10 protein-coding genes are annotated in these 14,798 nt (G+C 61.2%); 5 read left to right on the forward strand and 5 right to left on the reverse strand.

Going from position 1 to position 14,798, the window contains the following annotated elements:
• Positions 1–8: 8 nt before the first annotated feature.
• The 5 genes from yidC (at position 9) to ACH82I_RS11355 (ending at position 5,094) form a co-directional block, all read left to right on the forward strand.
• Entirely contained in the window at positions 9–971 is a 963-nt protein-coding gene (gene yidC / locus ACH82I_RS11335) for a membrane protein insertase YidC (protein ID WP_413332666.1), read from the forward strand.
• Positions 972–979: 8 nt separating this feature from the next.
• Positions 980–1,573, forward strand: a complete 594-nt coding sequence (locus ACH82I_RS11340) for a protein jag (RefSeq protein WP_230745716.1) — start codon at positions 980–982, stop codon at positions 1,571–1,573.
• The gene (rsmG, locus tag ACH82I_RS11345) at positions 1,566–2,207 is read left to right on the forward strand and encodes a 16S rRNA (guanine(527)-N(7))-methyltransferase RsmG (RefSeq protein WP_413332668.1); all 642 of its coding nucleotides are present in this window, start codon (positions 1,566–1,568) and stop codon (positions 2,205–2,207) included. The genes ACH82I_RS11340 and rsmG overlap by 8 nt, the downstream gene beginning before the upstream one ends.
• A 66-nt stretch (positions 2,208–2,273) precedes the next feature.
• Complete coding sequence (locus tag ACH82I_RS11350) at positions 2,274–3,170, forward strand: ParA family protein (protein ID WP_413332670.1); 897 nt, start codon at positions 2,274–2,276, stop codon at positions 3,168–3,170.
• Positions 3,163–5,094 (forward strand): ParB/RepB/Spo0J family partition protein, encoded by a 1,932-nt coding sequence (locus ACH82I_RS11355; protein ID WP_413332672.1) that lies wholly within the window; start codon positions 3,163–3,165, stop codon positions 5,092–5,094. The genes ACH82I_RS11350 and ACH82I_RS11355 overlap by 8 nt, the downstream gene beginning before the upstream one ends.
• Positions 5,095–7,781: 2,687 nt before the next feature.
• On the opposite strand, the gene ACH82I_RS11360 is transcribed toward ACH82I_RS11355, so the two are convergent.
• The 5 genes from ACH82I_RS11360 to murJ all read right to left on the reverse strand — a co-directional run bounded on the left by ACH82I_RS11360 (position 7,782) and on the right by murJ (position 14,798).
• Positions 7,782–8,870, reverse strand: a complete 1,089-nt coding sequence (locus ACH82I_RS11360) for a peptidoglycan-binding protein (protein WP_413332674.1) — start codon at positions 8,868–8,870, stop codon at positions 7,782–7,784.
• A gap of 149 nt (positions 8,871–9,019) precedes the next feature.
• A complete protein-coding gene (gene trxA, locus ACH82I_RS11365; protein WP_230745724.1) occupies positions 9,020–9,337 on the reverse strand; it encodes a thioredoxin in 318 nt (105 codons plus the stop codon).
• Positions 9,338–9,454: 117 nt separating this feature from the next.
• Positions 9,455–10,447, reverse strand: coding sequence for a thioredoxin-disulfide reductase (trxB, locus tag ACH82I_RS11370; RefSeq protein WP_413332676.1), 993 nt, complete (start codon positions 10,445–10,447; stop codon positions 9,455–9,457).
• A 195-nt stretch (positions 10,448–10,642) separates the two neighbouring features.
• On the reverse strand, positions 10,643–13,159 hold the full coding sequence (locus ACH82I_RS11375; RefSeq protein ID WP_413332678.1) for a virulence factor MviN: 2,517 nt from the start codon (positions 13,157–13,159) through the stop codon (positions 10,643–10,645).
• A 19-nt stretch (positions 13,160–13,178) separates the two neighbouring features.
• Positions 13,179–14,798 carry a murein biosynthesis integral membrane protein MurJ gene (gene murJ, locus ACH82I_RS11380; protein WP_230745727.1) on the reverse strand — a complete coding sequence of 540 codons (1,620 nt, stop codon included), beginning with the start codon at positions 14,796–14,798 and terminating at the stop codon, positions 13,179–13,181.

Consider the following 14,798-nt stretch of genomic DNA (forward strand, 5'->3'; position numbering starts at 1 on the left):
AGAACTGAATGGACTGGATGGACAAGCTGCTCTACCCGCTGCAGTGGGTAGTTGCTTGGATCCTCGCGATCTTCCACGAGATCTTCACCGCGATCGGCCTGCCCGCCGACGCCGGTTGGACGTGGGTGCTCTCCATCGCCGGGCTGACCGTGGTCATCCGTGCCCTGCTCATCCCGCTCTTCGTCTACCAGATCAAGTCGCAGCGCAAGATGCAGCTCCTGCAGCCGGAGATTCAGCGCCTGCAGGCCAAATACAAGGGCAAGAAGGACCAGTACTCGCGTCAGGCCATGGCCGAGGAGCAGATGAATCTGTTCCGGGACAACAAGACCAGCCCTTGGGCCTCGTGTCTGCCTCTCCTCGTGCAGATGCCCATCTTCTTCTCGCTCTTCCGCGTCATCCACAACATGCCGAACGTGGCCGACGGATCAGTCGGCGCAATCGGCGGTTTCACTCAGCAGCTCGCGATCCAGGCTGAGAGTTCGTCGGTCTTCGGCATCTCCCTGTCGGCGACGTTCACAAGCCCTGGCATCGGCGTCAAGCTGCTCACCGGTGTCCTCATCGTGATCATGGCCGCGACCATGTTCATCACGCAGAAGCAGATGATGGCGAAGAACATGTCGGAGGCCGCGATGGCCAACCCGATGATGCAGTCACAGAAGATGCTTCTCTACATCATGCCGCTCGTCTTCGGCATCGGCGGCATCTACTTCCCGCTCGGTGTGCTCTTCTACTGGCTGGTCTCGAACACCTGGACCATGGCCCAGCAGCACACGGTGATCCGCAATATGCCCGCTCCCGGTTCGAAGGCCGAGAAGGAGATGCTCGAGCGCAAGGCTCGCAAGGGCAAGGCTCCCAAGACTCCCGAAGCCAAGGCCGCCGCCGGTGAGCCCGTTGTCGAAGAGGCCCCGAAGAAGAACGGCCAACGACAGCAGCCCGTGAGCAAGAACCGCAAGAAGAACAAGAAGCGCTGAGGAAGAACATGACTGAAGAGAACCTCGACACGAGCGTGGACGAGACAGACGAGAGCACGGTCAAGACGTCTTCCGACGACACCGCAGCCGAATCGACAGAGGAGAGCTCGTCGAAGCCGACGCGCGCCGAACTCCTCGAAGAAGAGGGCGAGATCGCCGCAGACTACCTCGAGGAGCTGCTGGATCTGGCCGACATCGACGGTGACATCGACATCGATGTCGCCGACGGACGAGCACAGCTGTCGATCGTCTGCGAAGACGATGAGGATTCGAACCTGCGCACACTCGTCGGCAAAGAGGGGCGCACCCTCGGAGCGCTCCAGGAGCTCAGCCGTCTGGCCGTGCAGACGAGCACGGGACAGCGTTCGTGGCTGATGCTCGACATCGACGGCTTCCGCAACAGCCGTCGTGATGAGCTCATGAAGAAGGCGCAGCGTGCCATCGCGGAGATCAAGGACAGCGGTGAGGAGTTCGCCTTCGCACCGATGAACAGCTTCGAGCGGAAGATCATCCATGATCAGGCCGCGCAGGCGGGTCTGGTCTCGGAGTCTGAGGGTGAGGGCGACGGACGGCACGTCGTCATCCGTCCTGCCGATGACTGAGTCTTCCGCGATCGAGGTTCCGCCCGTCGGCACCGAAGAATACTTCGGCGCCGCATATCCGCTTGCACAGCGTTACGCCGAACATCTGGCGACCACTGGGATCGAATGGGGGCTCATCGGTCCCAGGGAGATCGACCGCCTGTGGACTCGGCACATCCTCAACTGCGCCGTCGTGGCCGAATACATCGAAGACGGTGACGTCGTCGGCGATGTGGGCAGCGGTGCAGGTCTGCCCGGTATCCCCATCGCGCTGCTGCGGCCCGAGGCGAAGGTTGTTCTCATCGAGCCGATGGAGCGCCGTGTCGAGTGGCTGAGAATGGTCATCGATGACCTGGGCCTGGAGAATGTGCGCATCGTTCGCGCCCGTGTGGAGGAGCTCGTCGACGAGGAGATGTTCAGCGTCGTGACTGCCCGTGCGGTCAAGGCGATGACGACGCTCATCGAGTGGACCCATGAGGTCATCGGACCCGAGGGCCGGATCCTCGCGCTCAAGGGGGCCTCGGTGGAGGCGGAGCTCGCCAAGACGAAGAAGATGCTCAAGCGCTACCGACTCTCCCAGCCGCAGATCCACCTCGTCGACGGCGGCGGGATCCTCGATGTCCCGAGTCGTGTCGTCGAGATCGTGAAGAAATAGAACCCAGTAGATTTGGTCTAGGCTGAATATAGCTTTGTGAACCCGATGGATGATGGAGTGCGCCGAATGCCGATCATGGACGAGTCGTCTCCCATAGGGGCTGCGATCGCACGGGACAATCGTCGTGCCGATCGACTGTCCCAGGCGAGCTTCCCGCCTCCGGATTCGACGCGGGTGTTCACGATCGCCAATCAGAAGGGCGGCGTGGGCAAGACCACGACAGCGGTGAATATCGCCGCCGCCTTGGCGAATCAGGGGCTCAACGTCCTGCTCATCGACATCGATCCTCAGGGCAATGCGAGCACCGCCTTGGGCATCGATCACTACTCAGAGGTCACGAGCATCTACGACGTCATCATCGATGATGTGCCGATGCGTGATGCGGTGGCGCAGTGCCCGGACTTCGAGACCCTGCGGTGTGTGCCCGCGACCATCGACCTCGCGGGAGCGGAGATCGAGTTGGTGTCGCTGGTGGCCAGGGAACAGCGGCTGCAGCGTTCCTTGGGGATCTATCTCGCTGAGGAAGCCGCCGCCGGCAACCGAGTCGACTATGTGATCATCGACTGCCCGCCGAGCCTGGGGCTCCTCACCGTCAACGCCTTCGTCGCCGCTCGTGAGGTGCTTATTCCGATCCAGTGCGAGTACTACGCGCTGGAGGGCCTGAGCCAGCTGCTGAAGAACATTCAGCTGATCCAGAAGCATCTGAACCCGGAGCTGGCGATCACGACGATTCTTCTCACCATGTACGACGGACGGACCAACCTCAGTGCGCAGGTCGCCGATGATGTGCGCACCCACTTCCCGGAACAGGTGCTGGGGACCGCCATTCCGCGTTCGGTGCGGATCTCCGAGGCACCCAGCTATGGGCAGACCGTGATCTCGTACGACCCTCATTCCAGCGGCGCTTTGTCCTATCGGGAAGCGGCCGAAGAAATCGCCAATCGAGGAGTAAGCCGTGGCTGAACGTAAGAAGCGGGGTTTGGGACGTGGGCTCGGTGCTCTGATCCCCGACGCGAACTCCAGTGATCGTCCAGTGGACGTCTTCTTCTCCGGCGGCGACTCCGAGCAGTCCAAGGATGCAGAGACCGAGGCGAAGAGCCCTCGTGCGGCCAGGAACGATCCTGCGGCGTCGATGCAGTCGTCGCGGCGGCGTAAGCCCAAGTCTGGGGCCGCAGCGAAGTCCTCGGAGCCCAAAGAAGCGGGTTCGAAGACCTCTGCGACGAAGGCCTCCGGTTCCAAGGCCGCGAAGCCAGCGGCAAAGCAGACCGCTGCGAAGAGCGCTGCCGGCGCCAAGGATTCTGCCGGCACCAAGAGCACTGCCGGCACCAAGAGCACTGCCGGCACCAAGAGCACTGCCGGCACCAAGAGCACTGCCGGCACCAAGAGCACTGCCGGAGCCAAAGCAGCTGCAGACACAAAGACTGCTGCCTCCAGCAAGACTGCTTCCGGCACAGGGCCCGCTGCCGGTGCCAAAACTGCCGCGAGCACCAAGAGCACTCCTTCGTCGACAACCACCCGGAAATATACTTCGAAGGCGGAACCGGCGAGCAAGACTGGGACCGCAACGAAGTCCGAACCGGTTGCGAAGTCCGAACAAGCTGCGAAGTCCGAACAAGCTGCGAAGTCCGAACCGGCTACGAAGACGACTCCAACGACAAAGAGCGCTGGTACGACCGCAAGCTCAGTTTCGAAAGCCTCCGGGTCGCGGACAACTGAGTCAGAGAAGTCCGCTGCAGGGGCAACGACGGCCTCTCCAAACGTCTATGCGTCTCAATCCTCCGACGACGTGCTCGAAACACATCCAGGTGTCTATACGTCTTCGGGTGCCGCCGCACTCGACGAGTCAAGTGGGCACGACAATGACTCTGAGGATACTACGAACGTAGTTGCATCTTCCGCTGAGCCTCCGCAATCCAATGAGTCTTCGGTGACCGATGACGCATCGGCAGAGACTGCTTCTGAGACTCCAACGCCCGCAGAGCACGATTCAGCAGGCACCGAGGCCTCTGATGGCGGTGCGGACGACGATCCTAGTGATGACAGTGGCTCAGGAGCGCTGGATGGTGTTGAGTCGATCCCAGACACCGAGTTCGGTGAGATCGATGTCGAGCTCATCGATGCCAACCCTCGACAGCCGCGTACCGTCTTTGATGAGGACATGCTCGCAGAGCTGGTCCACAGCATCCGTGAGATCGGTGTGTTGCAGCCTGTCGTTGTCAGGCAGAAGCCGAGCGATCCGGGTCGGTTCGAGCTCATCATGGGCGAACGGCGCCTTCGGGCGACGAAGGACGCCGGGCTGTCGTCGATTCCTGCAATCATCCGCTATGTCGAGGATACGGATCTTCTCCGGGACGCACTCCTTGAGAACCTGCATAGAGCGGAGCTGAATCCCCTTGAAGAGGCAGCCGCGTACGGCCAGCTGCTGGAAGACTTCGGATGCACCCAGGAAGAGCTGTCCGAGCGTATTGGACGCTCGCGACCGCAGATCTCGAACACTCTGAGACTTTTGCGGCTCCCCCCGCTCGTGCAGCGCCGGGTAGCGGCAGGCGTAATTTCCGCCGGCCACGCTCGTGCGATCCTGGGGCTCCGCGATGCAGAACATATGGAGGTGCTCGCCCAGCGTATCGTTGCTGAGGGCCTCTCTGTCCGCGCGTCGGAAGAAGCCGTTGTGCTGCTCAATCGCGGTGACTCGGTGAATGTTTCACGTGCAACATCGAAGGTTTCGCCTGAGTTCCTTGAGGTCGCTGAACGCCTAGGCGATCGTCTGGATACAAAGGTGAACATCACTGTCGGAAAGCGCAAAGGCAAGCTCAGTGTTGAGTTTGCGAATCAGGAAGATCTTGATCGGATTCTGACATTGCTTGGCATTTCGCAGGCCGAGGAGTAGGCGTACTTGATGCGGTGAGCTCCCGTTGGACCATATTCGGTCCGACGGGAGCTTTTTGCTGTGCTACCTGAACGCTTCGGTTCTCGATCTGCGGGTCCTACCTCGATGGTGACACCGATCGTAGAACTGCTGTTCGTTGGTTCCTTCGTGATGCTTCTTGCCGTTGATGGTCGCGTTCGTTGGCCCGAGCGTAAGTGAGAGCTGTCGCTTTAGTGCCTGATATGTTGGGCCAACTAAGGTGTTGTGTTGGTAAGCAGATGGCCATGGGTGTCGAGCCGAGGACACCTGCTCGAAGTTGCCTCTTGATCGAGGTTGCGGTTTGTTTTGCATTTACACCTCGGGTTCGCGATAGGCATCGGGTTGGATTCCACGGGTAGTGTTTCACGTGAAACGCAATCGTGCTCATGCTGCTCGGACCGATGTTATTGGAGTCGAACTGCGCGAATTGAACTAAGTGCGTGGCCTAACGCGAGAGGTGCTCCCCGACCGCTTCGTACGTTTTCTTGTGAGTCGGCGCCTGGACAGGAGGATCGTGATGTCATCAATCGATGTGGCTACCTGCGGTGTCATCTTGCTTTGCTATCCAACTTGAGACTATTCCTTCATCTTCCGAGCATTGTTTCCCCTGCTCGATCCCGAATTCGCGGCTGGCGGTCTGGGTAGGGTGATGTTTGCGCAGAGCCGTTCCACTTGTTTCACGTGAAACGGAGGTAGAAACGGTTTCCGCGGTAGTGACCACCCCGATGTTGACACGTCTTGGTGTTGGGAACGCTGGTGATGTCCTTGTTTGCTGGCGCCATCGACTCCCCGGGAACTGGGCCGCGCTATCGTGCTGGGTCCTCCGCTATGGCCAGTTGGGGACGCCGTCCTCCGATCGGCCGGAAGCAGACGCATATGAGTAGTCTGCGTTGCTCGGATGGCTGTAAATGGTCAAGTACCGGTACGGCACCGTTTCATGTGAAACATAACTACCACGATTGCGCTGGTTCAGAACCTTTGGACGCAGGCGGAACTCCTGTTCTTGAATCTCTCGTAGTATCGTGACTCCCCGATACGGGCTCGACTTGTAACGGCATTTCGCATGTTTCACGTGAAACATTGACCTAAGAGTTGAAGAAGCATGGTTCGAAAGCTCGACATGGGAACAATTGTATTGTTCTGCTTCGGTACAAGTTGTGTGGATTGTAATGTCTGGTCGGGTTAGATGGATCCCATTGCGGGCTCTGGCGGGCCTCGGGTAGCTAACTTCGTTGTCGGCAACAGTCTGTATGAGGCGGGGTATCTGCACGCGCGGGATAACCTGATTCATCTGGTTGTATCTATTAGTTGGGGGAAATGGGTTATGCCCTCTAGCTGTCCCACGAATCGCGGCAAGATCGGAAGCAGCGCTGGGTCCCCATGCTGTGTGGTCGAAAGGTGTTCTCAATCGTCTGTATTATGCGTCTGAACTAGACCGGCTTGGTGTCCTGGCTGTCTCGAGCGCAGTTTGGGTTAGTGAGTAGAGTGAGTTGGCTGCGCCCAGTTGAGCACCGCACGTGGAAGAAGAGGGTGTCCGAGCTATCCCGCGAATAGGGTTCGGGGGTGGGCACGTTCGAAGCGGGACGCGTTCCCCGTGTTTCACGTGAAACACGGGGAACGCATCGAGTTTCGGTGTGTTGGATGTTCTAGCGCTTGATGCGCATGTGTAGCTGTATGTCGATCTTGTTTCACGTGAAACGATCCTCGGCTCCGCGATCTTAAGCCGATACTCTTCCTGGACTGGGATCCAGGCTGTTCCTTTAGATACGGGAGGTCTGTGACGTCTGCATTTTCCCGTCCACAGAGACTGTGATGGAGAGAGGATTCGACGTGGGGGCTCCGACGCGAAGGGATCCAGGGCCGGGACCCTCTAGTGCGGGGTGGCTCTAACGCGGTTGTCGGGAGGCGAGATGTGGCTTATCTCATTACGCAAGTCGAATTCTTTTAGTTGATGGTGCTGAACGATGGCGATCTCAAGTGCCATAGGGGGCCTGGTGCTGCACCGCCCGAGCCGCGGGCGCTCTACCGTCCCCCAATGACGCTTGCGACGGGCCCACGATAGTTTGGCGACGCATCAACCGCACCTCGATGATGGTCGGTGGTGCTACCGCCCTCGGTCAGGCGATCAGTGATTGCTGTCGCTAGACGATTGCTTGTATAGGGCTCAGTGACGAGGGCTAGTTCATGCTTCTTGCTTCTAGCGGCATGAGTAGTTTGGGACTGATGGCTGTTTCACGTGAAACAGCGGAGTGGGTAGGGTCTGGCTCTCGATCGATCCGTGGTGATTGTTCTATGTGTCCGCGACACTTGTGGCGACCGGGATTCGCTGTGGCAGAGGAATAGCGAGGGCGGCTGGCTGGGTTCGCGTTGAGTGATCGGGAGCCCACCCAGCGGTGACGCCGGTGACATTGGCACAGCCATAGGCGCAGGGTTAAGAAGAGGCGAAAGAGCAAGCGTAATGATTCGGGGAAGAACAGGCTTAGACGCTGTAGCCGTCTGACTTTGAGGAGAAGGTTGCTAATCGATGGTGGGGCGGCTCGCCAGGTGTCTAATCAGGCAAGCACTGAGTCTGCCGTCCCGAGGCGTGCGGTGTGTTGTTCGGCAGGCGCTGTCAGCCGGTCAGAAGGAGTTGTTTCACGTGAAACGAGTCGCGAGAAACGGGAGGCGACTCAGTTGTAGGCTTTGATGGCTGCGAGGTTGAGCGTGCCCGTCTCCGGGTCCGCGTCCTCTTTTACGTAGAGGCGCTGAAGTGCCGCAGCGATACCATCCGCTATCACGTCTCTGACCTCGCCATTTTCGAGGTTGTCGCGATCCTTCTCGTTGGTGAGATAGCCAGTGACGACATGGATCTTTGGAGTGCGGAGTCGCTTCAATGAAGACCAAGTTCGTGCATGAGTTCGGCAGTCCGACATTCCGGTGCGGGCAACGACTTCGCTCTGCACGAGCTCTGCCAGTCGTTCACCAGTGGGCGAGTTCATCTCCGGTTGCCGTTCGTGGCCGAAGAAGAATGTCGCTACTCCGTTTGCGTCCTTTGACTTATTCACGTCGGCAGTGACCGTGATGACGGCGGAAGCACCCAGTTGATCGGCTTTGTTCACGTCGGCCGCGTCTCCCTGCAGCACCAGTGCTCCAGCTCCGACCGCTTCCAAGCGCCCGGCAAGGCGGGTTGCTATATCGCTGGTGATCTGTCGTTCCAGGTCTGCCTGCTCTTCGGTCATCGGCAGGGATTCGAAATCTACAACTGTAGTGGCGGCTTCGACGATGAATGTCCGTCCCGCCAGGGACGTGCCGGACGCGGCTACTCGAGCACTCTCTTCGAGTGCGAAGAGGTTTCCCGTGTCCTGATCGCGGTCGATCGCGCGCATTCCGCGCAGGGTCTGCGGGCCGGCGACGCCATCGACCTTGGTTCCCAGGCTCATCTGCAGCTCTTTGACTGCCTGTTCGGTGAGCGCAGCGTATTCGGCGTCGATGCGTCCTGGATAGAAGCCGAGTCCTGCGAGCTTCCTCTGGAGCTTGAGCACGTCGTCGCCTGTGAGCACTCTGACGGGGTCATAGCGGAGGACACGGTCGCCGATTTGATACCGAGCTCGTTCGAGCTCTGAAAAGGTCTCAGGGCCCATCACACCGTCGCAGAGGATGCCCCTAATCTGCTGGAACTGGCGAACACCGAGTTCGAAGGAGCGGTCGAATTCGGGCGAATCGGATCGGCCGACATTGAGCCCCAGTCGTGCCATCTGAGATTTGATGTTGGGTAACATCTCAGAGGTGTCCCCGCGCGTGAAGCGCGGCAGCGGGTTGTGGGTCAATGGTTTGCCAATCTTCTGTACTGCATGCCTAAGAACGTGCGCCTCGGTGCTGATACACCGAAGGCGCCTGTTGATAGTACAACAGGCGCCTTGGAAGTTGATCAGATGAACTCGGAGAGCTCTTCCTCAAGTGCCGGTTTCGGACGCGCTCCGATGATGGTCTTCGCCACCTCTCCGTCCTTGAAGACGTAGAGAGCTGGGATCGAGGTGATCCCGTAAGTGCTCGCGGTTTCGAGGTTCTCGTCGGTGTTGACCTTGACGACTGACAGCTTTTCGCTGTTCTCTTCGGCGATCTGGTCGACGATCGGGCTGACCATGCGGCAGGGGCCGCACCAGGGAGCCCAGAAGTCGACGAGCACTGGCTTATCGGACTTCAGAACGGTTTCTTCGAACGTGGCATCAGTGACTTCTGTCGACATGAGCTACCTTTCTTCAAACGATGGTCTTAAGCGAGAACAGCGGTGGTTCCGGTTTCATTCCCAGCGCACAGGGCGGCCCTTCGCACTGGGTTCAGATTCTGATACGAGTGATGTTTGTCAGGATCCGATCGGTGCCGCCACGACAGTCTCGTCGAGGCTGTCAGCGGACTGCTTCGCGGCGGCCTCGACGTCGGCGAGGTAGTGCTCGGCGTCGAGAGCGGCGGAGCAGCCCGAGCCGGCTGCGGTGATGGCCTGACGGTAGACCGAGTCGATGACGTCTCCCGCAGCGAACACTCCCTCGACGGCAGTCTTCGAGGAACGTCCTTCGACATTGAGATACCCGTCGGGTCGCAGGGACAGCTGATCAGCGAACAGACTCGTGCGCGGATCTGATCCGATCGCGACGAACAGACCAGTGACCGGCAGTTCGGAGGTCTCACCGGTGACCGTGCTGCGCACGGTGAGTCCGGTCAGGGCATCGTCTCCGTGGATCTCGGCGACCTCGCTGTCGAGAAGGAACTCGAGCTTCTCATCGGCATTCGCCCGATCCTGCATGGCCTGGGAGGCACGAAGCTCCTGGCGGCGGTGGATCAGAGTGACCTTGGAGGCGAAGCGGGTGAGGAAGGTGGCCTCCTCGAGAGCAGAATCGCCGCCGCCGACGACCGCGATGTGCTGATCGCGGAAGAAGAAGCCGTCGCAGGTCGCACACCAGCTGACTCCGTGTCCGGAGAGCTTCTTCTCATTGGGGAGGTTGAGCTCGCGGTAGGCAGAGCCGGTCGCCAGAATGACTGCCTTGGCCGTGTAACGGGCACCGAGAGCGGTCTCGATCTCGTGAGCACCGGGATTGAGCTTGAGGGTCGAGACATCGTCATAGACGACCTCGGCGCCGAACTTCTCGGCCTGCTCGCGCATGCTCTCCATCAGTTCGGGGCCTTGGACTCCTGCGGGGAAACCCGGGTAGTTCTCGACATCGGTCGTGTTCATCAGCTCGCCGCCGGCGGTGACGGAGCCTGCGATGACGACAGGTGAGAGGTTCGCGCGGGCCGCATAGACGGCAGCGGTGTAGCCGGCCGGTCCCGACCCGATGATCACCAGTTGAGTATCAGTCATGTGAAAGGATCCCTGTTTCTGCTCGCTGTTCTCGGTCCGTCACTGGGGACGGCGCGGAATGTCTATCGTATGTGTAACCGTACGGTGCTGGCGACTATTCCGCAGTCAAATGGGGCGCACAGCAAGCGGCATGCCCGCTCCGTTGGCGAGAGGCCGGCGCTGCCTCACGCCGATCGACGCTCGTTGAGCTCGCGCCTATTTGAATTCGACGGTGTTGATGGTCGCCTTGTATCCGCCGGAGGCACTGGGCAGTTCCGTGATCCAGAGGATGAGCTTGTCGGTCTCGACGTCGTCATCGAGCTTCACGGTCGCGCCGCCGTCGGAGTCGAACGACCCTTCTCCGACCTTCTTCGCCTCCTGCGGGTCATCGCCTGAGAGGATTTCGAACTTTCCGCCCGAGCTCTCCGAACTGACCTTGACCTCCTTCACGGTCGTCTCGTCCTCGAGTTCGAAGAGGAGTCCGACTCCGGACTTGAGATTGCCGAACTCCGCCGAGTTGTACCGGTCGGTGTTCCATCCGCCCTTGGTGTCCGGAATGACGAGTTCTGCTTCGTCATCGTGTTCCTCGTCGTCCCCTTCGGGGTCGAGTGCCTCGACGGACGCGATTTTCGGAGGGGTCGCCTTCGGCTCTTCCTTTTCCTGGCCTGCGTCGTCGCCGGATTCGGTCGGCTCTGAGGTCTCGGCGACCGGACCCGAGTCGCCGCCGTCAGATTTCAGGTTGATGGCGACGATGCCGATGACGATGGCTGCGAGCACGACGAGTCCGAGCACCAGCCAGAGGAACGGCTTTCGCGTAGCTGCGGGGTCGCGATCCGAGTCGCCGCTTGAAGACCCGCCTGATCCGCTTCCTGCAGCGGATGCGGTGCTCGGGGCGGACGCTGTGGCGGCAGCTGCTCCGGAACCGGCACTGCCGTTGGCTCCCGAGCTCGAGGCGCCCGCTGCGACTCCGGCTCCTGCGGTTCCGGCGACACCTGCCGCAACGCCCGCACCAGCGGCTGCAGCGCCCCTGCCGTCGCTTGCGGAGCGCTGATCTCCGGCAACCCGGTTCGAGGTTGAGTCCCTCTCAGCGCGTGGGCGTTCGCTCTGCTGCTGACGCGGCACGCCTGCCGCTGTGCGATTCTTCGGCTGGTGGGAGTTCGTTGTCTGACCGGTGTCGGCACTCGAACCGGTGTCGGCATTCGAGTCTGCGGGTTCGTCCGCGACGGAGTCGGGTGAGAGTCGGCGCATCTGTTTGGGCGGAGCGGCGGCGTTCGCCTCTTCCTGTCTGGCGGCCGAGCTCTCCTCGAGGGCGGCGAGACGGCGGCGAGCCTCCTCTTCCTTCGCCCGTGCGATGCGACGCTCGCGTTCGTACTCCCGCAGTTGATGCTCGCGCTGCTGTTCATTGGTTTCGAACATTCCGCCGAGGAACCAGGAGCCGTCATCTTCGTCATCCATGATGACTCGGGTGTCGTTGTCGTCCTCGTCATCCTCGGCGACGATGTCGATGGCCTGCGTGGTCGGGTCGGACTCCACATCGTCGCGATTCATGATCGGAGTCGTGACATTCTCGTCGTATTCGCGCTCGGCATAGGTCGAATACTGGGAGTAGGTCTGTTCGGGCTCCCACTCATCCCAATCCTGGGCGGCGTTGTCGAGCTGCTCCTTGGCGATGGGGAAGCTCGAGGCCTCACGCATCTGCATGCGATCCGCATAGCGTCCGGTGGTGTTGCCCGAGACCCCGGCGGCCAGGCCGCGGGTGCCGGGGCGGGTGATGCCGATCCGCACCAGCGCAGCCTGGACCTGGTCCTCACTGGCGGTGCTGCCGCCGATCGTCTTCGACCGTGGGGCGGGCAGGCTGGTGGCCTCATCGAAGCTGCGCGGCGACTGCTCGAACAGAGTGTCGTTCTCCGCCACCGGAGCTCGATTGACGTACCGCAGCAGGCCGGCATCCCACTCGTCGATGTAGCCGAGGATCTCGGCAACGGAACCGGGGCCGGGATCGGAGCCGGTGATGATTCCGCTGACGAAGTCATCGAGTTCATCGGAGATCTCGGGATTGAGCGACTTCGCTCGGGCGATGCGTGAGTTCTCCCGCTCGGCGGCCGGAATCCCATCGAGCGGCTCATCGGCGGGCCAGTAGCCCGTCAGAGCCGCATAGAAGAGCCGGATCAGGTCGAGGGCATCCTGGCGTGAGGCCTTCGTCGGTGTGTGGTCCTCGGGGCCGATCACCTCGGTGCCCAGGCCGAGAGCGGCGTCGATCCCGATGCCGGAGACGAGCACCCCGCCCTTCGAGGTCAGGCCGATGACTCCGGGATGGAGGAACATGTGGAACAGGCCTCGCCGGGCGGCGGTGACGAGCACCGACCCGATCTCGCCGATGAGCGCGCAGGCGGCATCGACGGGCAGCGGGGACTTGGGAAGGATCTGGCCCAAGGGGGTCGCAGCGATGCGCTTGGACACGATGTAGTCGAGTCCGTTCGAATGGCCGACGTCGAGTGTCGGTGCGATGCGCTGATCGCCGAGGATCGATACGCGGCGGGCGGCCTCGAGGACATCGGTGGATCCATCGGCATCGGCGACGTGGATGAGCACGGGCTCGTCGAGGATCGCATCGAGGCCCGTGCAGACGGCACCGACGTCGGGATTATCGAGGAGCCATCGGCGATCGACCGTTGATACGACGTAACGACCGGCGACGACCATGCCGGGTTCGATATCGATCAGGGTGACCACCTCCGCGGGGATTCAGGGCTCAGGCTGCTTTCCTTAGTTTTCCAGCAACGACGCCAATAATCGAATGCAACTCTCTGACTTTGAGCAAATAACAAGCCCCGATGAAGAATAGGAGCATCACGATACCGACGAGTGCGGAGCTCAGGAACGCCTGCCAGCGCCCGGCGAGCGAGAAGTCGGGGAAGAAGTAGAGCAGCCCGAAGCCGGCTCCCGCTGCGACGATCGCGGCGATGAGGAACTTGAGATGAGAGGTCAGGATCGTCCGCAGGTCGATCGAGCCGAGGCGTTTCGACAGGATCGAGAACGAGAGGATCATCGCGAACAGATACCCGAGGCTCATCACCAGGCCGATGATCGCCACCGTCACCGACTTCGGGAAGATCGAGGCAGAGAGCACCGCGAGGGACTGGAAGACGATCTGCGGCAGCTGGATGAGGAACGGGGTCTTCGCGTCCTCATAGGCGTAGAACACCCGCTGGGCCAGATAGTTTGCGCTGAATGGCACGAGCCCGAAGACCATGGTGACGATGACGAGTCCGATCGCCATGGCCTGCTCGCGCCCTGCTCCGGCGATGACCATGGCCACCGGAGAGGCGAGAACGATGAGCGCGGCGGTGGCGAAGGCATTGACCAAGCCGACCATCCGCACCCCCATCGAGAAGTCCTGCACGACCGCCTCGGTGTCCTGATTCGCTGCATCCCTGCTCAGCGAGGTGAACAGCGCCGTGGCCAGTGAGACCGCGATGAGCGAATGCGGAAGCATGAACACAAGGTAGGCGTTGGTGTAGGCCGCATTCGAGGCATTGCCGTCGCCGGGAATCGAAGCCCCCGAGGCGACACGCGAGATGACGAGGAAGCCGAGCTGACCGATGAGCATGGCCGCGAAGGTCCAGAACGCGACCTTGCCGGCCGTACCCAGCCCGACCCCACGGAAGCCGAAGGTCGGCTTGTACTTGAAGCCGATGCGCTTGAGCGGCCAGATCAGGATGAGTGCCTGGGCGGCCACACCGAGTGTGGCAGTGCCGGCGATGAGCGCGATCTTGTCCGGAGACCACGTCGCCAAGGTGTGCGGGGACGCCTCGTTGACGCCGAAGACGAGGATGAAGGCGGCGAGGCCGATGATCGCCACGACGTTGTTGAGCACGGGTGCCCACATGTAAGGACCGAACGAGGACTTCGCATTGAGCACCTGACCGAGCAGCGTGTAGAGGCCGTAGAAGAACAGCTGCGGCAGACACCAGTAGGCGAAGGCCGTGGCCAGAGCCATCTGCTCGGGACTCCAGCCCGAGGAGTAGAGCCAGACGAGCAGCGGGGCGGCGAGAGTGGCGATGACGCTCACCCCGGCCAGGATGAGGAAGGACAGGGTGAGCAGCCGGTTCGTATAGTCCTCGCCCCCGTCCTTGCGCTTCGAGGCGCGCACGAGCTGCGGGACGAGCACGGCGTTGACCACACCGCCGGCCAGCAGCATGTACAGGGTGTTGGGCACCTTGTTCGCGACGTCGAAGGCGTCGGCCTGGACGGCGGTGACGCCGATCGCCGTCGCCAGCATCGAGGCCTTGACCAGGCCGAGGATCCTCGAGGTCAGAGTCCCGGCGGTCATGATCGCCGAGGATCTGGCCAGGGATGAGAAGCTGGACAA

This window comes from Brevibacterium sp. GP-SGM9 (genome assembly GCF_047300845.1).
Taxonomy (GTDB): domain Bacteria; phylum Actinomycetota; class Actinomycetes; order Actinomycetales; family Brevibacteriaceae; genus Brevibacterium.